The organism is Ralstonia sp. 25C (assembly GCF_051904805.1).
Lineage (GTDB): Bacteria > Pseudomonadota > Gammaproteobacteria > Burkholderiales > Burkholderiaceae > Ralstonia.
Genome location: NZ_CP196737.1, coordinates 380,581 through 399,978 on the forward strand (window position 1 = coordinate 380,581; position 19,398 = coordinate 399,978).

Sequence of the window (19,398 nt, forward strand, 5' to 3'; positions counted from 1 at the left end):
TCAATCTGCACCCCTGACACAAAGGACAACAAAAAAGGCAGAGACTTTCGTCCCTGCCTTCTTGACTCGCGTTGGCCGCTTTCCGGCTGCCGCGAGTTAAAGCGTACGTGCTTAGACGGTCTCGCCTTGCACCGACACGGTCACGTCGACTGCCACATCCGTGTGCAGCGACACAACAACCGCGTGCTCGCCCACGGTCTTCAGCGGGCCGTTCGGCAGACGCACTTGCGCCTTCTCGACCTTGAAGCCTTGTGCGTTCAGCGCATCAGCGATGTCGTGGTTGGTGACAGAGCCGAACAGACGGCCATCCACACCAGCCTTTTGCGACAGTTGCAGCGCCAGGCCATTCAGCTTTTCGCCTTCGGCTTGTGCTGCCGCCAGCTTTTCAGCGGCCAGCTTTTCCAGCTCAGCGCGACGGGCTTCGAATTCCTTGATGGCGGAATCGGTAGCACGGCGGGCTTGCTTGTTCGGGATCAGGAAGTTACGAGCGTAACCGTCCTTCACACGCACCACGTCGCCCAGGTTACCCAGGTTGACGACCTTCTCGAGCAGAATAATTTGCATTGTGAGTTCTCCTTATCCCGCTTGATTAGTGCTTGTGCTGATCGGTGTAGGGCATCAGCGCGAGGAAACGTGCACGCTTGATGGCCGTGTCCAGTTGGCGCTGATAGATCGCGCGCGTGCCGGTCAGGCGGGCCGGCGTGATCTTGCCGTTCTCGCCGATGAAGTCCTTGAGCGTGTCCAGATCCTTGTAGTCGATCTGCTCAACGCCAGCGACGGTGAAGCGGCAGAACTTCTTGCGCTTGAACAGCGGGTTTTGCTGCTGGAAGCGCTTCTTGTTCTTCGCGTCGCGCTGCTTCTTGTTCATGAATGCCATGATTCAATCCTTTACGAATACGTTACATCCGGAGATGTGAAAGACCAGTGCTTTGCTGCTGCGGTGCTTGCGAGCTAGAAACCCGACGCAATCCAGGACGGTACCCGGAGCGATGCGGTCCAGAACAGAGGCCATCTTGCCGGCTGCCAGTGCTTCCATCGAAAACTCGATCTGCCGCACTGTCTGTGCTTCCATCGCCTGCCCGCTGTAGGTCAACAGGCAATTGACGATGGGCACACCGGCTGGGGTATATCGCATCACCTCGCGCTCGACCAATGTGGCGACGAGCTGCAAACGGTTGATGGCGTGATCCCTTTGGGCTTCGTCCATGCTCGCGGTGCGTAGTTAAACTTGCGCCGCACCGCGCGGCATCAGGCGGCCTGTTCGGTTTGAGCGGCGGCCTTCTTGGCCTCTTCGCGCGCAACTTCCTTCATCATCGGCGACGGAGCCGTTTCAGCCTTCTTGGTCTGAACGATGAGGTGACGCAGCACTGCGTCGTTGAACTTGAACGCGTGCTCGAGCTCAGCCAGGGTTTCCTTGCCGCACTCGATGTTCAGGCACACGTAGTGAGCCTTGGCCAGCTTCTGGATCATGTAGGCCAGTTGACGACGGCCCCAGTCCTCGACGCGGTGCACTTGGCCGCCTTGCGTGGTGACCGTGCTCTTGTAGCGCTCGATCATCGCGGGCACTTGCTCGCTCTGGTCCGGATGGACGATGAACACGATTTCGTAATGACGCATTGACGCTCCTTGTGGATTAAGCCGCCCGGGCGTCACACTCCGGTGCAGCAAGGTTGGTTAGCCTGCCATTATACGCAGACTCAACCGATTCTTTCAATACCGATCAATGACTTGCTGCAGGGAAGCAGTTTCTGCCTGGGCGCGCCCGGCAGCAATGAGCAGCATCAGCAGCACGCGCCCCTTGTACGGGTTGAGCGTGCCGGTCGAGGCCCAACGCTGCGCATCAGGTTGCGGCGGCACGATGCCCGCGCCTGTACGTGTTGAACGCAGCACAAAAACGCCTTGTTCGCTGGCGCGATTGAGCGCCGCCTCAAGGTTCACGTGAATGGAACCGGCGCCGGTCGCGGCGACCACCAATCCCTTCACGCCGGCAGCGACCAGCGTATCGACGAGCCGCGCATCCGGCTGCGCATAGCTGGCCAGCACCTCCACCCACGGCCATTGCCCAACGGGCGGCATCGGCAACACGTCCGCCGAATCGGGACGCTGGACCGCCCGTTGAAACTGCACCTGGGTATCGAGCACGAAGCCAACCGGGCCAACGTCCGGCGAGACAAACGCCTCCACCGCGTAGGTATGGGCTTTCTGCACATCGCGCGCGGCGTGGACCCGCTGATTCAGCGCCACAAGCACCCCACGCCCGCGCGACGCCGGGCTCGCCGCCAGCCGCACCGCGTTCAGCAGGTTCAGCGGGCCATCGGCCGACAGCGACGTCGACGGCCGCATCGCGGCAGTGACCACGATGGGCGTATCGCCTTGCTGCGTCAGGTGCAGCAGCATGGCGGTTTCTTCGAGCGTGTCCGTACCGTGCGTGATGACCACCCCGTCCACGCCCTCCACGTCAATCCAGTGGCGAACGCGGGCGACCAGCTTTTCCCAGACATCGAAGGTCAGATCCTTGCTGTCGATCTGAGCGACCTGCTCGGCGCGCACATTGGCAATGCGCTCAAGACCGAGCTTGCTCGCCGCGAGCAGTTGATCGATGGGAACGGCGCCGGCGCGGTAGCGTGCGGCGGAGCCAGCGTCGTCAGCGGAACCGGCGATCGTGCCGCCGGTGGCGAGGATGGCGATGGTAGGCAAGGACATCGTTGCAGGGATCCGTGATGAGGAAGCCGCGCATTGTATCCGCGTGTCACGCCTTTGCCGACGCGGATTTGCCCTCGCCCCGCCACAAAAGCAAAACGCCGACCCAGGTGACACATGGGCCGGCGTTTGCAGGGGATGCGGCGTCGCTTATTTCTCGACGAAAGCGCGTTCGATCACGTAATCGCCCGCCTCGCCCATGCGCGGCGAGATCTTGAAACCACGCGCGTCGAGGAGCTTGCAGGTGTCTTCCAGCATCGCGGGACTGCCACAGATCATGGCGCGGTCCACGGCCGGATCGAGCGGCGGCAGGCCGATGTCAGCGGAAAGCTTGCCGTTATCGGCCAGATCGGTCAGGCGACCCATGTTGCGGAACGGCTCACGCGTGACGGTCGGGTAGTAGATCAGCTTTTCGCGGACTTGGTCGCCAAAGAACTCGTTGTTCGGCAGCTCGCTAGTGATGAAGTCAGCATAGGCCAGCTCACTCACCTGACGCACGCCGTGCAACAGCACGACCCTTTCGAAACGCTCGTAGGTTTCGGGGTCTTGAATGATGCTCATGAACGGCGCCAGGCCGGTGCCCGTGCCGAACAGGTAGAGGTTCTTGCCGGGCAGCAGGTCATCCAGCACCAGCGTGCCGACCGGCTTCTTGCTCACCAGCAGCTTGTCGCCCACCTTCAGATGCTGCAGGCGCGACGTCAGCGGGCCGTTCTGCACCTTGATGCTGAAGAACTCCAGGTGTTCTTCATAGTTCGGGCTGGCGATGCTGTAGGCGCGCATGAGCGGCTTGCCTTCGACTTCGAGGCCAATCATGACGAAATGGCCGTTGTGAAAGCGCAGCGCTTGGTCGCGCGTCGTCTTGAAGCTGAAGAGGGAGTCGTTCCAGTGGTGGACGCTCAGAACGGTCTCTTGATTGAAAGCGGACATGGTGATGTTCGGGCCGGCCTGTGAGCCTATGTGGCAGTGCGGAATACGGTCAAGGCCTTGATTTTATGCGATTCGCCACGGTCGCGCCTGCATGGATTGCGCATAAGCTTCTAACCAGCCGCATGGGTTTTGACGTGGATCAGCCGCATGCGCACCACCGATTCGCGCATCCAGCAACAAGTCACAACAAAATCACTTGCGCTTCCCGCGTCACTGTATAAAATCACAGCACCTGTTCAAATATACAGTACGCCGATGGCCACCCTCACCCCCCGCCAGCAGCAGATTTTCGACCTGATCCATCAGACGATCCAACGCACCGGCTTCCCGCCCACGCGTGCAGAGATCGCCGCGGAGTTCGGATTCTCCTCGCCCAATGCCGCTGAGGAGCATTTGCGAGCGCTGGCGCGCAAAGGCGTGATCGAGCTGACCCCGGGAGCCTCGCGCGGCATCCGGTTGCGCACGATGGGCGATGCAGCACAGCACCAGTTTTCGCTGCCATCCATGGGGCTGATGCAACTGACGCTGCCGCTGGTGGGGCGCGTCGCTGCCGGTAGCCCCATCCTGGCGGCTGAGCACATCGACCGCCAATACCAGGTGGACCCATCCCTCTTTTCCGCGCAGCCCGATTTTCTGCTGAAGGTCCGCGGCATGAGCATGCGTGATGCGGGCATTCTGGATGGTGACCTGCTGGCAGTGCAACGCGCCACGGAGGCGGCCAACGGAAAAATCGTTGTCGCTCGCCTGGGTGACGACGTGACGGTCAAGCGATTCCAGCGCAAGGGGCGTCACGTTGAACTGATTGCCGAGAACCCCGACTTCGAGCCGATCCACGTGAATCTGGATCGCGATGAATTTCACCTGGAGGGCTTGGCCGTCGGTCTGATTCGGCCTGCTGCTCCATAAGCCTGCGGCGCGTCTCTCGCGCCAACTCTTCCGCTATTTTGCCCCACCAGGAGGTGAGCCGCTGGCTCGCCAGGGCAGCTGTTTGCCATCTACATCTGCTGCCCGCCTTTTCATCCGAACCTACGAGGTCTGCCATGCGACTCGGATCGATGTCTTCCCGCCGCCGCCCGGTCCATCCGGTGCCCTTCCGCCAAACCCAGGGCGTGCGCATCTATCAAGGGGAACAGCGCCGCACGATGGTTGGCAGCATGGAGGCGATCTGCCGCATGCTGGATGCGATTCCCGCAGCCTCGCGCGCAGCAGGTGTTGAGGTTTTTTGAACTGTTTGAAGCACGCTACGACAGCGATCAGGGCATACCCCAATGCTGTCGCCGCAACTGATTTCATACACTGGCCGAGCCCTGAGGACAGGGCTTTCTTCAACTGATTTTCGGCCCGCCATTTGAGCGGGCTGTTTTTTCAGTCTCGTGTCGATGCGACGGCACATTGGCGAATGCTTCCCAACAACACGGACGTTTACCCGGATGTTGTTTGCCGCGCGTGACAGTAGTATTGCCAATGCCCTCAGGGGCAATGAGATCGCTGAATTGGAAGCCCGCACATCGCGGGCTCTTTTTTTCTACAGCCGGCCGGTGCTAAACGCTCCCCGCCTTCTCGACGAGAATCCGCGCCTCCCCGCGCGGATGGGCCACATGCTCGCAGCCGACCCCCGCAAAGAAGATGTCGCCCGCCTGTAGCGTCGCGACTTTCTCGTCTTCGGCTTCGCGGTAGTGCATGTCGACCGTGCCATCGAGCACCACGAAGACCTCCTCGCCGTCGTTCACGTGCCAGCGGTAGGGCTGATCAGTCCAATGCAGGCGCGTGGTGATGCCGCCCATGTTGGCGATATCGAGCGCGCCCCAGGCACGCTCGGCGGTGAATGACTTGGCGCGGATGATCTTCATGGCAAAGGCGTGGCGATTACTGCATCGACTGCAGGTTGCCGATACGCACCAGCATCTCGGTGAACATCTGCATATCGAGGTCGAGGTCCGGCACTTCCTTGTACTCGTTGGCGTTGTGCGCGGTGTACTTCTTGCCGGGCATGGCCGGGCCGAAGTTGATGGCATTCGGCATCAGCTTGGCAGTGGTACTGCCGGCGGTCGGCACCGGCTTCGCGTCCAGGCCGGTCGTATCGCCGTAGATGTTGAGCAGCGTCGACAGCCACGCGCCCTTCGGGTCACGCGCCATCCAGTTGCCTTGGTCGTAGCTGATCTCCAGCGCGACGTGATTGGCGTTGGCCCACGCGTTGATCTTGTCGGCAACCTCGCCGCGCAACGCATCGGGCGTCTTGCCGCGCGGCATGCGCACATTCGCGGTCACCTCGACGCGGCCGTTTTTGTCGCCGATCACCGTGGGCGAAATCGTGAGCGGGCCCATGAAGTCGTCCTTGTAGGCAAGACCCATGGTGGTGCCGAGGTAGTCCGTGCCGTAGAGGTCGGTCAGGTAGCGCACGGCGTGGGCGTAGGCGTTGTCAGCCAGGCCGAGATCGGCTGCGCGCAGGAACAGCGCCAGGCGCGGCAGCGGGTTGACGCCCTCTTCCGGACGCGAGCCGTGGGCCGACGTGCCGGTGACCTTCACGACAATGCTGTCTGCAGTGCGCGTGATGTCGATCGAGAACTTGCCTTGCGCGGCCAGGCTGCTGACGAACGCATCGCGCTTGGCTTCGAGCGCCGCCGCCGCGACACCCAGGTCGCCGCCCTTGAGCGTGGCCGTCGCCGTTTGCGGAACGGCGTTAGCGGACGCCGCGCCGCTCATCGACACGATGGCCGTGCGGGCAGCATCTCCTGTCTGCGCGGGGAAGAACACCTTCAATGCGCCCGAGCCCTTCTCCGCCACGACGGCAGGGTATTTGCTGTCGAGCACGATGTTGTACGCGGGCAATTGCGTGTGCTCGCGGTAGTACTTCATGCCGTCGCCGCCGGTTTCTTCGGTGGTCTCGATCATCAAACGGATCGTGCGGGCGAGCGGCACACCGCTGTCCTTGACGGTCTTCATGGCGTACATCGCGGCGGCAATCGAGCCCTTGTCGTCGATCGCGCCACGGCCATACAGCAGGTTGCCGACGCGCGTGACCTTGAACGGATCGAGCTTGGTGCCATCGCCGAGCACCCACTCTTCAGCCTTTGCAGGCACGACGTCGGCGTGCGTCAGGATGCCGAATTCGTCCGAACCCGTGCCGGGCAGCGTGACTTCGAACACGCGGTTGTCGACGTTGCGGTATTTCAGGCCGAAGTCGTGCGCCATGCCCTCGACCAGCTTGCCGAACGCCACGATGGCAGGGTTCTCGTACTGCGGAATCTTGTCATCGCGCACCGTCGGCAGCGCGACCATTTTCTCGATGGATTCGATCACCGCCTGTTGGTTGTGCAGACGGTTGTACACGCCGAGCAAGCGGCCAATGTTGACGAGGTCATCCCCCATCAGCGGCGCTTTTTTGCGATACGCGGCCACGCTACGCGCAACCTGCGGATCGACCTTGGCGGCAGTCGACAGAAAACTGTTCAGATTGTCCGACGCCTTGGTTTGCTCGGCGGCAATCAACGCATCCAACTGCGGCTTCTGAAGCGTGGCAGCAAAAGCGCCGCCGCTCAGAGCGAGCGAGAGCGCAAGCGTCAGGGTGGACAAGCCAATACGGACAGAACGTTGCATCGATGCGGTTCCAGAAAAGGGAAGGCGCCATCATAGGGGCGATGCCGGATGCGCGCATTGTGCGGCGCAAAAAGCGCGCAGCTGCGCCAGCCCACGTTATGCTTGGAGCTTTCCCGGGAGGCCCGCCATATGGAACCGCGTCTGGATACCGACCCTGCCCTGCTTGGGGTGCTCGAGGAACTGAAGCGGCTCGAACCGCTCTTCCACCGCCCCGAACGCGCGACCCGCCGGGAAGATTTCGAGCGGATGATCACGGAAGACTTCTGGGAGGTCGGCGCCTCTGGCCAGCGTTACAGCCGCAACTACGTGCTCGGCGTGCTGGAAGCGCGGCGCGGCCACATCGGCGAAGAGTTTTGGCAGACGCGTGACTTTCGCTGCCAGGAAATCGCGCCAGATAATTACCTGCTGACTTACACGCTGGCGCAATCGAATCGCACTACGCGTCGGGCGTCGTTGTGGCGGCGGACGGCTGATGGTTGGAGGGTGGCGTTCCACCAGGGGACGGTGGTCGCGGACGTATAGACGCAAAAAAGCCCGCAAAAAGCGGGCTTTTTTTTTACTGAAACCTTTTGGGGTGACCGATGGGATTCGAACCCACGACAACCAGAATCACAATCTGGGACTCTACCAACTGAGCTACGGCCACCGTTGTACGAACAGCCTGAACTGATTGCTGCCCGACGAAAAACGAGATTATACAAACATTCTTCCGGCATGGCTAGGGGGCAGCAAAAATTATGCGGCAGCCCCCTCTTCATTGGATTCCTCGCCACGCCGGAGATAGGCCCGTGCCTCATCAAACAACGCGTGCGCATCGGCCAGCGTCTTGACGCGACCCAGCGCCTTGGAATCCGACAGCACGCGCCGCCAACCACGCGCCCCCGCCACGCCGCGATACAGCCCCAGCATGTGGCGCACCGCCGCGCCGGCATAACCGCCCCGCTCCACCCAACGGCCGACGTAGTCGATCATCGCGCTTTCAATTTCGGCGCGCGTTGGCGTGTCCGCGTCAGCACCGTAGTACTGCGCATCGAACGCCGCCATCAGGTACGGATGGTGATACGCCTCGCGGCCGATCATCACGCCATCAATGTGTGCGAGATGCGTATCGATCTGCTCCAGCGTCTGCACCCCGCCGTTGAGCAAGATCTCCAGGTGTGGAAAATCCCGCTTGAGCTGGTAGACCACTTCGTAGCGCAGCGGCGGAATCTCGCGGTTCTCCTTGGGGCTCAGGCCCTTCAGGATAGCGTTGCGCGCGTGGACGATGAAGGTCTCGCAGCCGGCCTCGGCGATGGTGCCCACGAAATCGCGCACGAAATCGTAGGTTTCGATCGCGTCGATGCCGATGCGGTGCTTGACCGTAACGGGAACCGACACCGCATCGCGCATCGCCTTGACGCCCTCGGCGACGAGCTTGGGCTCCGCCATTAGGCAGGCGCCGAACGCGCCGCGCTGCACGCGTTCCGATGGGCAACCGCAGTTGAGATTGATCTCTTTGTAGCCCCACTTTTCCCCGAGCCGGGCGGCCTGGGCCAGATCGTCGGGCTCGCTGCCGCCAAGCTGCAGCGCCACGGGGTGTTCCACCGCATCGAAATCGAGGTGGCGCGGCACATCGCCGTGCAGCAGCGCGCCGGTCGTCACCATTTCCGTGTACAGCCAGGTGTGGCGCGAGATCTGGCGGTGGAAGTAGCGGCAATGTCTATCCGTCCAGTCCATCATCGGGGCAACGGACAGACGGCGCGGGTTTATGGTGGGGCGTTCAGCGGTCACAGCGGGATCAACGATTCAATTCAGGCGCGCAGTTTACCGGTTCTAGTCCGACAGCCCCAGCAGCGGATGCTGCTCGCGGCGCCACGGCGAGACGAAGAACGCGGCCACTTCGGCACCACGCACGGCGTCAACGTTGGCGTGCTTCCATTTGGGCGCGTGGTCTTTGTCGATGGCGAGCGCGCGAATGCCTTCGACGCCGTCACCTTCAGCAAACACGTGCGTCATCATGTCCAGTTCGCGGCGCAGCTCGTCAGCCAGCGTGGTGTGTCGGCCGCGGCGGATCAGCTCCAGCGTCACGGCCATCATCAGCGGCGAGCGCTTGGCCATGTGAGCGGCGGTTTGTGCAGCCCACGCGGTGTCGGCGCTGCCCGCCAGGTTGGCCAGGATGCCCTGCACGGTGTCCTGGCTAAAACAAGCGTCGATCGCGTCGCGATGCGCGGCGACAATGGATTTCGATGCATCCGGTTCCGATGCCGCATCCGTCAAGCACGCGGCGATCTGCTCAGCGCTGCTCCAATTGCCGTCACGCAGGCGCTGCACAACAGCGGCCAGCGCTTCCGTAGTGACATGGCAATCGGCCAGCCCCACCGACAGCGCATCCGCCGCTTCGATCATCTGGCCGGTCACCCCGAGGTATTCGCCCACGCTGCCGGGCACACGCGCCAGGAACCAGCCGCCGCCTACGTCCGGGAACAGGCCAATGTTGGTTTCAGGCATGGCCATCTTCGTGCGCTCGGTCACTACGCGCAGCGATGCGCCTTGCGAGATCCCCATGCCGCCGCCCATTACCACGCCGTTCATCAGGGCGATGTAGGGCTTGGCGTAGCTAAAGATCAGGTGATTGAGGCGGTATTCCTCGGTGAAGAACGTGATGAGTTGCGGGTCACCGGCCGTCGCAGCGCGGTGGAAAAAACGGATATCGCCGCCGGCGCACAGGGCCTTGCCGCCCTCGCCGCGCAGGATCACGGCGTGCACCTCCGGATCGTGCTGCCACGCCAGCAGCGCGTGCGACATCGCCCGGATCATCTCCAGCGACAGCGCATTAAGCGCCTGCGGCCGGTTCAGCGTCAGCCAACCGATACCGCCGCGTACTTCAGCGATCACGTTGGACTGAGCATCAGCCTGCGAAGCCACGGAGGTAGTTGAAGCGGTGGATTCCATGTCTCTTGAATGTTGTGGATTGTTGTACGAATAACGGGTCGCACTGTACACGAGCAGACCAATTTGCGAGGGCGGGCTCTAGACCATCCTCTTTCGCCCGGCACGTGTTGGGCGTATATCTGCCGGCTGGAGACAACACACATCACAACAATTCAATGGCCCCGACCCATGACGCGCCCGCGTCGAGTTTCGACCCCGGCTTGATCCTGCTGGCGTTTGCACCGGTCTTCCTGCTGACCATCGGCGCGGAGGCGTGGTACTGGCGCAAGCGCGATCCCTCCGTCTACAGCCTCAAGGACACTGTTTCAAACGCCTGCCTCGCGCTCATGCACCAGGCATCGGACGCGTTCTTCCTGTGGCTGATGATCAAGACCGTGTATGCGTGGACGTACAGCCACGGCCTGCGTGCGGTGCCCGAGACGTGGTGGTCGTTCGTGCTGCTCCTGCTGCTGCAGGATTTCCTGTACTACTTCTTCCACCGCGCCAGCCACCGCGTGCGTTGGATGTGGGCGTCGCACGTGACGCACCACTCGTCGGAAGGGATGAATTTTTCGACCGCGTTCCGCCAGAGCCTGACCTATCCGATCTCTGGGATGTGGCTGTTCTGGATTCCGCTCGCATGGATTGGCTTTACAGCGGATTGGGTGATCCTGGCCGTGGGCCTGAACCTGGCCTTCCAGTTCTTCGTGCATACGCGGCTGGGCGCGCTGGATTCACGCTATGCGGGCTTCTGGCGCTGGCTTGGGCAGTACGTCAACACGCCCTCTGTGCATCGCGTGCACCACGCCAAGAATCCGCAGTACATCGACCGCAACTACGCCGGCGTGCTGACTATCTGGGATCGCATGTTCGGCAGTTTCGTCCCCGAGGAGGAAGCGCCGGTTTTCGGCATCACGCGGCAGGTCCACACGCACAACCCGATCACCCTCACCTTTCACGAGTGGCGCGACATGTGGGCCGATGTGCTCCGCGATCGGGATCTCCGTTATCTATGGAAACCGCCCGAATGGCGTAGCCCATGCTCGACCTTGGCGGCAGAACCGGGCCACATCGGCTCTCCATCCTGAGCACAGCGCAAAAACAAAACGCCCCGAAATCCGGGGCGTTTTTGTTGGCAGATCAACGGGCGATCAGACCGCTTCTTCACGCGAAGCGCGCTTGCGCTCGTGCTCCTTCAGGTGACGCTTGCGCAGACGGATGCTCTTCGGCGTGACTTCCACCAGTTCGTCGTCGGCGATGAATTCCACCGCGTATTCCAGCGACATCTGGATCGGCGGCACCAGGCGCACGGCTTCGTCGGTACCCGACGCGCGCACGTTGGTCAGTTGCTTACCCTTGATCGGGTTGACGACGAGGTCGTTGTCGCGGCTGTGGATGCCGATGATCATGCCTTCGTACAGCGCATCGCCCGGCGACACGAACATGCGGCCGCGATCCTGCAGCTTCCACAGTGCGTAGGCCACGGCAGCGCCGTCGTCCTGCGAGATCAGCACGCCGTTGTGGCGCTCGCCCAGGTCGCCTTCCTTGACCGGGGAGTAGTCGTCGAAGATGTGGCTGATCAGGCCGGTGCCGCGCGTCAGCGTCAGGAATTCACCCTGGAAGCCGATCAGGCCACGGGCCGGGATGCGGTATTCCAGACGCGTGCGGCCCTTGCCGTCCGACGCCATGTCGAGCAGTTCGCCCTTGCGGCGGCCGAGTTCTTCCATCACGCCGCCCTGGTGGCCGTCTTCCACGTCCACGGTCAGGCGCTCGAACGGCTCGTGCTTCACGCCGTCGATGTCCTTGAACACCACGCGCGGACGCGACACGGCCAGCTCGTAGCCTTCGCGGCGCATGTTTTCCACCAGAATCGTCAGGTGCAATTCGCCACGGCCCGACACTTCGAAGATCGTGTCGTCGCCAGTGTCCTTCACGCGCAGCGCCACGTTGGACTTCAGCTCACGGTCCAGACGGTCGCGCAGCTGGCGGCTCGTCACGAACTTGCCTTCACGACCAGCCAGCGGCGAAGTGTTGACGCAGAAGTTCATCGTCAGCGTCGGCTCGTCCACCTTCAGCATCGGCAGCGCGTCCTGAGCGTCCGGCGCGCACACCGTGCAGCCGATGCCCAGCTCTTCAATACCGTTGATCAGCACGATGTCGCCGGCTTCGGCTTCCGGCACGATCTCGCGCTCCAGGCCGCGGAACTTCAGCACCTGGTTGACACGGCCCTTGATCGGGTTACCTTCCGGACCGAACTTGACCACCACATCCTGCAGCGGACGCACACGGCCACGCGTGATACGACCCACGCCGATCTTGCCGACGTAGCTCGAGTAGTCCAGCGAGATGATCTGCAGCTGGAGCGGGCCGTTCGGGTCATCGTCACGCTGCGGCACCTTCTCGAGAATGGTATCGAACAGCGGCTTCATGTCGCCGCTGCGCACATCGTCGGTCAGGCCGGCGTAGCCGTTCAGGCCCGAGGCGTAGACGATCGGGAAGTCGAGCTGCTCGTCAGTGGCGCCCAGCTTATCGAACAGCTCGAAGGTCTCGTTGATCACCCAGTCCGGACGTGCGCCCGGGCGGTCCACCTTGTTGACCACGACGATCGGCTTCAGGCCCAGGGCAAGCGCCTTGCGCGTCACAAAGCGCGTCTGCGGCATCGGGCCTTCCTGGGCATCTACCAGCAGCAGCACGCCATCGACCATCGACAGCACACGCTCCACTTCACCGCCGAAGTCGGCGTGTCCCGGCGTGTTGACGATGTTGATGTGCGTGCCGTTGTACTCGACCGCGCAGTTCTTGGCCAGGATCGTGATGCCGCGCTCTTTTTCGATGTCGTTCGAATCCATCACGCGCTCGGTGAGCTGCTCGTTCTCGCGGAACGTACCGGCTTGGCGGAGGAGCTGGTCGACCAGGGTGGTTTTGCCGTGGTCAACGTGGGCAATGATGGCGATGTTGCGAAGCGCGCGCATGGGATGTGAACTCGAAAAGACGTGACACGAGCTCGGGACAGCACCCAAAACAGCTCGCGGAATAACCTGACATTCTAGCATGCTGCGATGCGCAACAGATGACACTCCTTGACGGATCCATGAACGAACGTTGCACGAGCGCTTTATCGTTCACTCATTGTTTCCAAAACTGGAACCACATATTCAGCACCTTGCCCTTTGATGCGCAGATTCGTATATTTGTCCGGACAATGATTGTGCATACATAAGATGCCGGAACAGACAAGATCTTCCACAGAAGTTGCCACTCCCGGAACGCTCTTCCGTGTGGAGGACTACCGCATGTGTGAAAGCGTGGGCTACCTCGTCGGACGCGCCAAGACGGCGCTGTCCATGGCGATCGAGCAGGAAGTCGCTGCAATGGACGTGACGCACTCCCAGGCCAGTTGCCTGGTGCTGCTCGCCAACGGCCGCTGCCAGACCGCTACCGACCTCGGCCGCGAACTGAACACCGATATCGGCTCGCTCACCCGCATGCTCAGCCGCATGGAAAAGCGTGGCCTGATTGAGCGTGTGCGCAGCGAATCCGATCGCCGCGTGGTGCATCTGGAGGTCACAGCAACTGGCCGTGCACTGGCGGATCGGATGCCCGCCATCTATACCCATGTGCTGAACCGTTTCTTTGCGGGCTTCTCCCCCGCTGAAGTGCAAACGTTGCGCGGGCTGCTGCAACGCGTGCTCGACAACGGCATCGGGCCGGAAGGCCAACGCGTGCGCACTGCCGACCACTGACGCCGCTCATTGCCCCACTTTCGCCCGAACCGCCCCAACGTTCCTCCCGATTGCTTCACCTATCAAAGAACATGAACGCCTCGAATTCTGTCCCTCAGGCATTGCCGACCCTGGGCCGCGCGCAGACGCAATGGCCGGCGCGCTTGGGCGTGGCCCTGTCTGCCATCGCACTGGCTGCGCTGGCCGGTTGCGCCAACCTCGGCAATTCGCACAGCACGCAAACGCTCAACTCACCCGGGCAACTGGCCAGCGCCAAGACGCTGCCCTCGCAGGGCGGCCGGTGGCCATCGCAGAACTGGGTGGATCAATTCAATGATCCGCAGTTGCGTGCGCTGGTGGACGAAGCGGTCAAGGACAACCCGAATCTGCAAGTCGCTTTTGCCCGCGTGCGTGCCTCACGTGCGATGGCTGACGTAGCGCGCGGCAACCTGTATCCGAGCGTTGGACTCAACGCCGACATGACGCGCCAGCGCCTGTCTGAGTACGACATGTTTCAAGGCACGCCGCTGGCCGGCAACTGGTTTACCGAATCGAAGATCCAGCTGGGCGTGAGCTATGACCTCGACTTCTGGGGCAAGAATCGCTCGGCGCTGGAAGCTGCACTGTCCGACGACAAGGCCATGGAAGCCGAGAGCCAGGCCTCGCGGCTGATGCTGTCGACCACGGTGGCGCGCACCTACGCCAAGCTGGCTGCGCTGTATGCGCAGCGTGACGTGGACGAACGCAGCATCGCGCAACGCAAGGACCTGACCTCGCTGGCCGGCCAGCGCGTGCGCGCCGGGCTGGATACGCAAGTGGAAACGACGCAGGCGCGCGCCAATGTGGCCGCTGCACAGACCGAGCTGGAACAAGTCGAGGAGCAAATCGCACTGACCCGCAACCAGCTGGCCGCGCTGCTCGGCAAGGGCCCGGATCGCGGCCTCGCCATCACGCGCCCGACGCTGCTGGCACAAGGCACGCCCAAGCTGCCGGACAACTTGACCATCGACCTGATCGGCCGTCGCCCCGACCTCGTGGCGGCGCGCTGGCGTGTCGAAGCCGCGTCGAAGGACATCGACGTCGCCAAGGCAGAGTTCCTGCCGGACATCAGCCTGACGGCATTCCTGGGGCTGGCTTCCATTGCGCCGGAAAACCTGCTGCTTGGCGCATCGCGTCAGCTCGGTATCGGCCCGGCGCTCAAGCTGCCGATCTTCCAGGGCGGCAAGCTGCGCGCCAACCTGCGCGGCAAGTACGCCAACTATGACGCCGCCGTCGCCAGCTACAACCAGACACTCACCGAAGCCCTGCACGACACCGCGGACCAGATCACCGCGCTGCGCAGCATCGATTCGCAGATCACCATCCAACGCACCGCGCTGAGCGAAGCCGAGCGCGCCTACAGCCTGGCGCGCACGCGCTACGGTGCCGGCCTCGGCACGCAACTCGTCGTGCTGAATGCCGAGACGACCGTGCTGCAGCAACGCAAGCTGGCCACCGATCTGCAGGCACGCCGCCTGGATGTGCAGATGGCGCTGATCAAGGCGCTCGGCGGTGGCTACACCGCTGAAGATCTGCCCGGCGCCAAGCCTGAAGCCACGGCATCGCATAGCTGATCCGACCTGAATTGAACTGAACCGACCGTTCCAACGCATTCTTTCGAGCCAACATCATGAGTGACAACAAGCCCCAAGCCGCCCCGTCCGCAGCCCCAGGAGCTGGACCCACAGCCGCAACACCCGCGGCCGCCCCGAACGGCAATGGCAACGGAAAGCGCAAGCGCATGCTGACCACGCTGGCTGCCGCACTGGTGGTCGCCGGCGTCGGCTATGGCCTCTACTGGGGCCTCTACGGCCGCTGGTTCGAGTCGACCGACGACGCGTACGTGCAAGGCAACGTTGTCCAGGTGACGCCGCAAGTGGCGGGCACTGTGGTGGCTATCCGCGCTGACGACACGCAGCTCGTCACCTCCGGCCAGCCCGTGATCGAACTGGACCGCGCCGATGCGCGTGTCGCATTGGAACAAGCCGAAGCCGCGCTTGCCCAGACCGTGCGTCAGGTGCGCACGCTGTATTCGAACACCAGCGCGTACACCGCCACGCTGGCGATGCGTGAGAGCGACCTCGCCAAGGCGAAGGACGATCTGGCCCGCCGCAAGCAGATCGCCGGCACCGGTGCCGTGTCGCAAGAAGAAATCTCGCACGCGCAAAACGCCGTGCAGGCCGCGCAATCCGCACTGGAAGCCGCCAAGGAACAACTGCAAGGCAACCGCGTGCTGACCGAGCAGACCACGCTGGAGCGTCACCCGAACGTACTGCAGGCCGCTGCCAAGGTGCGTGAGGCCTACCTCGCCTACGCACGTACGAGCCTGCCGGCTTCAGTGACGGGCTATGTGGCCAAGCGTTCGGTGCAGGTCGGCCAGCGCGTCGCCCCGGGCACGGCGCTGATGGCCATCGTGCCGCTGGACCAGCTGTGGGTGGACGCGAACTTCAAGGAAGTGCAGGTGCGCCACATGCGCGTTGGTCAGCCGGTTGAACTGGTGGCCGACGTGTACGGCAGCAGCGTGACGTACCACGGCAAGGTGGTCGGCTTCTCGGCCGGGACGGGCTCGGCGTTCTCTTTGCTGCCGGCGCAGAACGCCACGGGCAACTGGATCAAGGTGGTGCAACGCCTGCCGGTGCGCGTGTCGCTCGACCCGAAAGAACTGAAGGACCATCCGCTACGCGTGGGCCTGTCGATGGAAGCCAAGGTCGATATCCATGACGAAGGCGGCCAGAGCCTGGCTACCGCACCGACGGCTTCGCCGCTGCAAACGACGGTGTACGACCAGGCCGGCAAGGACGCCGACCAGGTCATCGCCAGCATCATCGCGGCCAACGCCGGCCGCGGTGGCGCCTCGGCACCGGCCGCATCGCTCCCGCCGGCCGCGCGCACTTCGCAACCCGCACCCAAGGTCTGACGCATGGCAACCGCCGCGCCCAAGCCGCTACAGCCACTGACCGGCGCCAAACTGGCGATCGGTACGGTGGCCTTGTCGCTGGCAACGTTTATGAACGTGCTGGATTCGTCCATCGCCAACGTGTCGATCCCGGCCATCTCGGGTGACCTCGGCGTGGCGCCGAACCAGGGCACGTGGGTCATCACCTCGTTTGCGGTGGCCAACGCCATCTCGGTGCCGCTCACGGGGTGGCTGACGCAGCGTTTCGGGCAGGTGCGCCTGTTCGTCACGTCGATCCTCCTGTTTGTGCTGGCATCGTGGGCGTGCGGTCTGGCGCCCAACATGGGCATGCTGATTACCGCGCGGATCATCCAGGGTGCGGTGGCCGGCCCGATGATTCCGCTGTCGCAGGCGCTGCTACTGTCCACCTATCCGCCGGCCAAGAGTTCCATGGCGCTCGCGCTCTGGGGCATGACCACACTGGTCGCGCCTGTCATGGGGCCGATTCTCGGTGGCTGGATCTCGGACAACATGACCTGGCCGTGGATCTTCTACATCAACATCCCAGTGGGGATCGGGGCCGCGTATGCGACGTGGGTCATCTACAAGGATCGTGAATCGCCAACGCGCGCGCTACCCATCGATAAGATCGGCTTGGCGCTGCTCGTCATCTGGGTCGGCTCGCTGCAGTTGATGCTGGATCGCGGCAAGGAACTCGACTGGTTCAACTCCACCGAGATCGTCGTGCTGACGGTGGTTGCGGTCGTGGGCCTTGCCTTCTTCCTGGTGTGGGAGCTGACCGAAGACCACCCCGTGGTGGACCTGACGCTCTTCAAGGGACGCAACTTCAGCGCGGGCGTTGTCGCCATCTCGGTGGCGTACGGGCTGTTCTTCGGCAACCTCGTGATCCTGCCGCTGTGGCTGCAGACCATCGTGGGCTATACCGCCACGGATGCTGGCCTGATCCTGGCGCCAGTGGGCATCTTCGCCATTCTGCTGTCGCCCGTGATCGGCAAGAACCTGCCGAAGATGGATGCGCGCTGGGTGGCCACGGCTGCATTCATCACCTTCGCCCTGGTGTTCTGGCTGCGCTCGCACTTCACGGTGCAAGTCGACACCTGGACGCTGATGATCCCGACGCTCATCCAGGGTGCGGCCATGGCGATGTTCTTCATCCCGCTCACCTCGATCATCCTATCGGGGCTGCCGCCTGAGCGGATTCCGGCGGCGTCGGGCCTGTCGAACTTTGTGCGGATCATGTTCGGCGGCATCGGCGCATCGATCTCGACCACGGTGTGGGATAACCGCTCGGCCCTGCACCACGCGCAACTCGTTGAGCACGCCAACCCATACAACCCGGCGTACACGTCTTCGATCAACCAATACACGCAGCTGGGCATGCCCAACCTGCAGGCCAACGGCACGATCGAGCGCATCATCTCCCAGCAGGCCGCGATGATGGGCGCCAACGATATTTTCTGGATTTCGGCGGTGCTTTTCATCGTGCTGATCGGGTTCATCTGGCTAACCAAGCCGGCGAAGTCGGGGGGCGGCGGTGCCGATGCGGCGGCCGGTGCGCACTGACTGAAGCCATATCGCGCAAACAAAAATGCCACGCAATCACGCGTGGCATTTTTGTTGGTCGCAGTCGCAGACGAGCTTAAAGATGCACGAGCCGTTCTGGCCGCAGCACGCCGCCCTGCCAGGCTGCCACGCCCAGCAACGATGCCGAGTCCGCATCCCGCACGCCATACACGCGCACCTGCTCGGCATTCGGCAACGCCAATCGCAACGGCAAGCGCTGACCATGCAAGAAGCGACGACTTTCTTCAGCATCCAGCTCCACGCGCGGCAGCGTCTGCAGCAGCGCGTCGACCGGCGCTAGCAGCGCGGTGCGCGCATCCTCGGCGGCCGCGTCCAGCGCTTCGAGTGTCACCGCGCCTTCCAGTGTCAGGTTGCCGACCTGCGTCCGGCGCAGTGCGACCAGATGTGCACCACAGCCCAGCGCCTCTCCAATGTCTTCGCCCAACGTGCGGATGTAAGTGCCCTTGCTGCACGACACACGTAACGTGACCGTCGGCTCGGCAGCCTCCCGATCGGTTGCCAGCACATCGATGGCGTGGATCGTCACGCGACGCGCGGCGCGCTCCACCGTCTGGCCAGCGCGCGCGTACTCGTACAGCGGCTTGCCGTCCTTCTTCAACGCAGAGTGCATCGGCGGCACCTGGTCGATCTCGCCGACAAAGCGCGCGACCACCGCCGCCAGTTGCTCGGGCGTAACCGAGACCGGGCGTTCGCTCAACACCTCGCCTTCCGCATCAGCCGTGCTGGTCTTGATACCAAGACGTACAACCGTCTCGTAGGTCTTGTCCGCGTCGAGCAGATCCTGCGAAAACTTCGTCGCCTCGCCAAAGCACAGCGGCAGCAAGCCGGTGGCGAGCGGATCGAGCGTACCGGTATGCCCGGCCTTCTTCGCCCACAGCAGGCGCTTGGCGCGGATCAGCGCATCGTTGCTCGACCAGCCGATCGGCTTGTCCAGCAGCAGCACACCGTGCACATCGCGGCGCGGCGGCTTCACCGGCTTGGGCGTATGTTGCTCAGCCATCG

20 protein-coding genes and 1 tRNA gene are annotated in these 19,398 nt (G+C 63.0%); 8 read left to right on the plus strand and 13 right to left on the minus strand.

Features of this window, described 5'->3' with window-relative positions; translation table 11 throughout:
• Nucleotides 1-111: 111 nt before the first annotated feature.
• From rplI to ACS7SF_RS01720, 6 genes are all read right to left on the minus strand, one after another.
• A complete protein-coding gene (gene rplI, locus ACS7SF_RS01695; protein WP_439891410.1) occupies nucleotides 112-564 on the minus strand; it encodes a 50S ribosomal protein L9 in 453 nt (150 codons plus the stop codon).
• Between the two features lie 25 nt (nucleotides 565-589).
• The gene (gene rpsR, locus ACS7SF_RS01700; protein WP_037022304.1) at nucleotides 590-868 is read right to left on the minus strand and encodes a 30S ribosomal protein S18; all 279 of its coding nucleotides are present in this window, start codon (nucleotides 866-868) and stop codon (nucleotides 590-592) included.
• Between the two features lie 12 nt (nucleotides 869-880).
• Nucleotides 881-1,207, minus strand: a complete 327-nt coding sequence (priB, locus tag ACS7SF_RS01705; protein ID WP_439891411.1) for a primosomal replication protein N — start codon at nucleotides 1,205-1,207, stop codon at nucleotides 881-883.
• A 41-nt stretch (nucleotides 1,208-1,248) separates the two neighbouring features.
• A complete protein-coding gene (gene rpsF, locus ACS7SF_RS01710; RefSeq protein ID WP_027677553.1) occupies nucleotides 1,249-1,617 on the minus strand; it encodes a 30S ribosomal protein S6 in 369 nt (122 codons plus the stop codon).
• A 93-nt stretch (nucleotides 1,618-1,710) separates the two neighbouring features.
• Entirely contained in the window at nucleotides 1,711-2,703 is a 993-nt protein-coding gene (locus ACS7SF_RS01715; RefSeq protein WP_439891412.1) for an asparaginase, read from the minus strand.
• A 147-nt stretch (nucleotides 2,704-2,850) separates the two neighbouring features.
• Complete coding sequence (locus ACS7SF_RS01720) at nucleotides 2,851-3,627, minus strand: ferredoxin--NADP reductase (protein WP_439891413.1); 777 nt, start codon at nucleotides 3,625-3,627, stop codon at nucleotides 2,851-2,853.
• Between the two features lie 255 nt (nucleotides 3,628-3,882).
• Here ACS7SF_RS01720 and lexA point away from each other — a divergent pair, with 255 nt between their 5' ends.
• Complete coding sequence (gene lexA, locus ACS7SF_RS01725; RefSeq protein ID WP_439892670.1) at nucleotides 3,883-4,533, plus strand: transcriptional repressor LexA; 651 nt, start codon at nucleotides 3,883-3,885, stop codon at nucleotides 4,531-4,533.
• 134 nt (nucleotides 4,534-4,667) lie between these two features.
• Nucleotides 4,668-4,853 carry a hypothetical protein gene (locus ACS7SF_RS01730; protein ID WP_426393630.1) on the plus strand — a complete coding sequence of 62 codons (186 nt, stop codon included), beginning with the start codon at nucleotides 4,668-4,670 and terminating at the stop codon, nucleotides 4,851-4,853.
• 315 nt (nucleotides 4,854-5,168) lie between these two features.
• Here ACS7SF_RS01730 and ACS7SF_RS01735 read toward each other — a convergent pair whose 3' ends face one another.
• Nucleotides 5,169-5,477 (minus strand): cupin domain-containing protein, encoded by a 309-nt coding sequence (locus ACS7SF_RS01735; protein ID WP_439891414.1) that lies wholly within the window; start codon nucleotides 5,475-5,477, stop codon nucleotides 5,169-5,171.
• Between the two features lie 16 nt (nucleotides 5,478-5,493).
• A complete protein-coding gene (locus ACS7SF_RS01740) occupies nucleotides 5,494-7,224 on the minus strand; it encodes a dipeptidase (RefSeq protein WP_439891415.1) in 1,731 nt (576 codons plus the stop codon).
• Between the two features lie 129 nt (nucleotides 7,225-7,353).
• On the opposite strand from ACS7SF_RS01740, the gene ACS7SF_RS01745 reads away from it, so the two are divergent.
• The gene (locus tag ACS7SF_RS01745; protein WP_439891416.1) at nucleotides 7,354-7,746 is read left to right on the plus strand and encodes a DUF4440 domain-containing protein; all 393 of its coding nucleotides are present in this window, start codon (nucleotides 7,354-7,356) and stop codon (nucleotides 7,744-7,746) included.
• Between the two features lie 48 nt (nucleotides 7,747-7,794).
• On the opposite strand, the gene ACS7SF_RS01750 is transcribed toward ACS7SF_RS01745, so the two are convergent.
• The 3 genes from ACS7SF_RS01750 to ACS7SF_RS01760 form a co-directional block, all read right to left on the minus strand.
• A tRNA-His gene (locus tag ACS7SF_RS01750) sits at nucleotides 7,795-7,870 on the minus strand.
• An 89-nt stretch (nucleotides 7,871-7,959) separates the two neighbouring features.
• Complete coding sequence (gene dusA, locus ACS7SF_RS01755) at nucleotides 7,960-8,943, minus strand: tRNA dihydrouridine(20/20a) synthase DusA (RefSeq protein WP_439892671.1); 984 nt, start codon at nucleotides 8,941-8,943, stop codon at nucleotides 7,960-7,962.
• Nucleotides 8,944-9,036: 93 nt separating this feature from the next.
• Nucleotides 9,037-10,155, minus strand: coding sequence for an enoyl-CoA hydratase/isomerase family protein (locus tag ACS7SF_RS01760; protein ID WP_439891417.1), 1,119 nt, complete (start codon nucleotides 10,153-10,155; stop codon nucleotides 9,037-9,039).
• 155 nt (nucleotides 10,156-10,310) lie between these two features.
• Here ACS7SF_RS01760 and ACS7SF_RS01765 point away from each other — a divergent pair, with 155 nt between their 5' ends.
• A complete protein-coding gene (locus ACS7SF_RS01765; RefSeq protein ID WP_439891418.1) occupies nucleotides 10,311-11,222 on the plus strand; it encodes a sterol desaturase family protein in 912 nt (303 codons plus the stop codon).
• Between the two features lie 63 nt (nucleotides 11,223-11,285).
• On the opposite strand, the gene typA is transcribed toward ACS7SF_RS01765, so the two are convergent.
• The gene (typA, locus tag ACS7SF_RS01770) at nucleotides 11,286-13,106 is read right to left on the minus strand and encodes a translational GTPase TypA (protein WP_439891419.1); all 1,821 of its coding nucleotides are present in this window, start codon (nucleotides 13,104-13,106) and stop codon (nucleotides 11,286-11,288) included.
• Between the two features lie 249 nt (nucleotides 13,107-13,355).
• Here typA and ACS7SF_RS01775 point away from each other — a divergent pair, with 249 nt between their 5' ends.
• The 4 genes from ACS7SF_RS01775 to ACS7SF_RS01790 all read left to right on the plus strand — a co-directional run bounded on the left by ACS7SF_RS01775 (nucleotide 13,356) and on the right by ACS7SF_RS01790 (nucleotide 18,375).
• Entirely contained in the window at nucleotides 13,356-13,877 is a 522-nt protein-coding gene (locus ACS7SF_RS01775; RefSeq protein ID WP_439891420.1) for a MarR family winged helix-turn-helix transcriptional regulator, read from the plus strand.
• A 71-nt stretch (nucleotides 13,878-13,948) separates the two neighbouring features.
• Nucleotides 13,949-15,469, plus strand: coding sequence for an AdeC/AdeK/OprM family multidrug efflux complex outer membrane factor (locus ACS7SF_RS01780; RefSeq protein WP_439891421.1), 1,521 nt, complete (start codon nucleotides 13,949-13,951; stop codon nucleotides 15,467-15,469).
• Between the two features lie 56 nt (nucleotides 15,470-15,525).
• Entirely contained in the window at nucleotides 15,526-16,812 is a 1,287-nt protein-coding gene (locus ACS7SF_RS01785) for an HlyD family secretion protein (protein ID WP_439891422.1), read from the plus strand.
• Between the two features lie 3 nt (nucleotides 16,813-16,815).
• A complete protein-coding gene (locus ACS7SF_RS01790; RefSeq protein ID WP_439891423.1) occupies nucleotides 16,816-18,375 on the plus strand; it encodes a DHA2 family efflux MFS transporter permease subunit in 1,560 nt (519 codons plus the stop codon).
• Nucleotides 18,376-18,451: 76 nt separating this feature from the next.
• Here the strand turns inward: ACS7SF_RS01790 and truB are convergent, their stop codons facing one another.
• Entirely contained in the window at nucleotides 18,452-19,396 is a 945-nt protein-coding gene (gene truB / locus ACS7SF_RS01795; protein WP_439891424.1) for a tRNA pseudouridine(55) synthase TruB, read from the minus strand.
• Nucleotides 19,397-19,398 lie beyond the last annotated feature (2 nt).

What these genes read in the sequence shown, in the direction of transcription:
- ACS7SF_RS01740 (WP_439891415.1), bottom strand. Translation starts at nt 7,224, where the DNA reads ATGCAACGTTCTGTCCGTATTGGCTTGTCCACCCTGACGCTTGCGCTC.
- ACS7SF_RS01730 (WP_426393630.1), top strand. Translation starts at nt 4,668, where the DNA reads ATGCGACTCGGATCGATGTCTTCCCGCCGCCGCCCGGTCCATCCGGTG.
- truB (WP_439891424.1), bottom strand. Translation starts at nt 19,396, where the DNA reads ATGGCTGAGCAACATACGCCCAAGCCGGTGAAGCCGCCGCGCCGCGAT.
- priB (WP_439891411.1), bottom strand. Translation starts at nt 1,207, where the DNA reads ATGGACGAAGCCCAAAGGGATCACGCCATCAACCGTTTGCAGCTCGTC.
- ACS7SF_RS01790 (WP_439891423.1), top strand. Translation starts at nt 16,816, where the DNA reads ATGGCAACCGCCGCGCCCAAGCCGCTACAGCCACTGACCGGCGCCAAA.
- ACS7SF_RS01715 (WP_439891412.1), bottom strand. Translation starts at nt 2,703, where the DNA reads ATGTCCTTGCCTACCATCGCCATCCTCGCCACCGGCGGCACGATCGCC.
- ACS7SF_RS01735 (WP_439891414.1), bottom strand. Translation starts at nt 5,477, where the DNA reads ATGAAGATCATCCGCGCCAAGTCATTCACCGCCGAGCGTGCCTGGGGC.
- rpsR (WP_037022304.1), bottom strand. Translation starts at nt 868, where the DNA reads ATGAACAAGAAGCAGCGCGACGCGAAGAACAAGAAGCGCTTCCAGCAG.
- dusA (WP_439892671.1), bottom strand. Translation starts at nt 8,943, where the DNA reads ATGATGGACTGGACGGATAGACATTGCCGCTACTTCCACCGCCAGATC.
- ACS7SF_RS01765 (WP_439891418.1), top strand. Translation starts at nt 10,311, where the DNA reads ATGGCCCCGACCCATGACGCGCCCGCGTCGAGTTTCGACCCCGGCTTG.
- ACS7SF_RS01775 (WP_439891420.1), top strand. Translation starts at nt 13,356, where the DNA reads ATGCCGGAACAGACAAGATCTTCCACAGAAGTTGCCACTCCCGGAACG.
- ACS7SF_RS01720 (WP_439891413.1), bottom strand. Translation starts at nt 3,627, where the DNA reads ATGTCCGCTTTCAATCAAGAGACCGTTCTGAGCGTCCACCACTGGAAC.
- ACS7SF_RS01745 (WP_439891416.1), top strand. Translation starts at nt 7,354, where the DNA reads ATGGAACCGCGTCTGGATACCGACCCTGCCCTGCTTGGGGTGCTCGAG.
- rpsF (WP_027677553.1), bottom strand. Translation starts at nt 1,617, where the DNA reads ATGCGTCATTACGAAATCGTGTTCATCGTCCATCCGGACCAGAGCGAG.
- ACS7SF_RS01785 (WP_439891422.1), top strand. Translation starts at nt 15,526, where the DNA reads ATGAGTGACAACAAGCCCCAAGCCGCCCCGTCCGCAGCCCCAGGAGCT.
- rplI (WP_439891410.1), bottom strand. Translation starts at nt 564, where the DNA reads ATGCAAATTATTCTGCTCGAGAAGGTCGTCAACCTGGGTAACCTGGGC.
- ACS7SF_RS01780 (WP_439891421.1), top strand. Translation starts at nt 13,949, where the DNA reads ATGAACGCCTCGAATTCTGTCCCTCAGGCATTGCCGACCCTGGGCCGC.
- typA (WP_439891419.1), bottom strand. Translation starts at nt 13,106, where the DNA reads ATGCGCGCGCTTCGCAACATCGCCATCATTGCCCACGTTGACCACGGC.
- lexA (WP_439892670.1), top strand. Translation starts at nt 3,883, where the DNA reads ATGGCCACCCTCACCCCCCGCCAGCAGCAGATTTTCGACCTGATCCAT.
- ACS7SF_RS01760 (WP_439891417.1), bottom strand. Translation starts at nt 10,155, where the DNA reads ATGGAATCCACCGCTTCAACTACCTCCGTGGCTTCGCAGGCTGATGCT.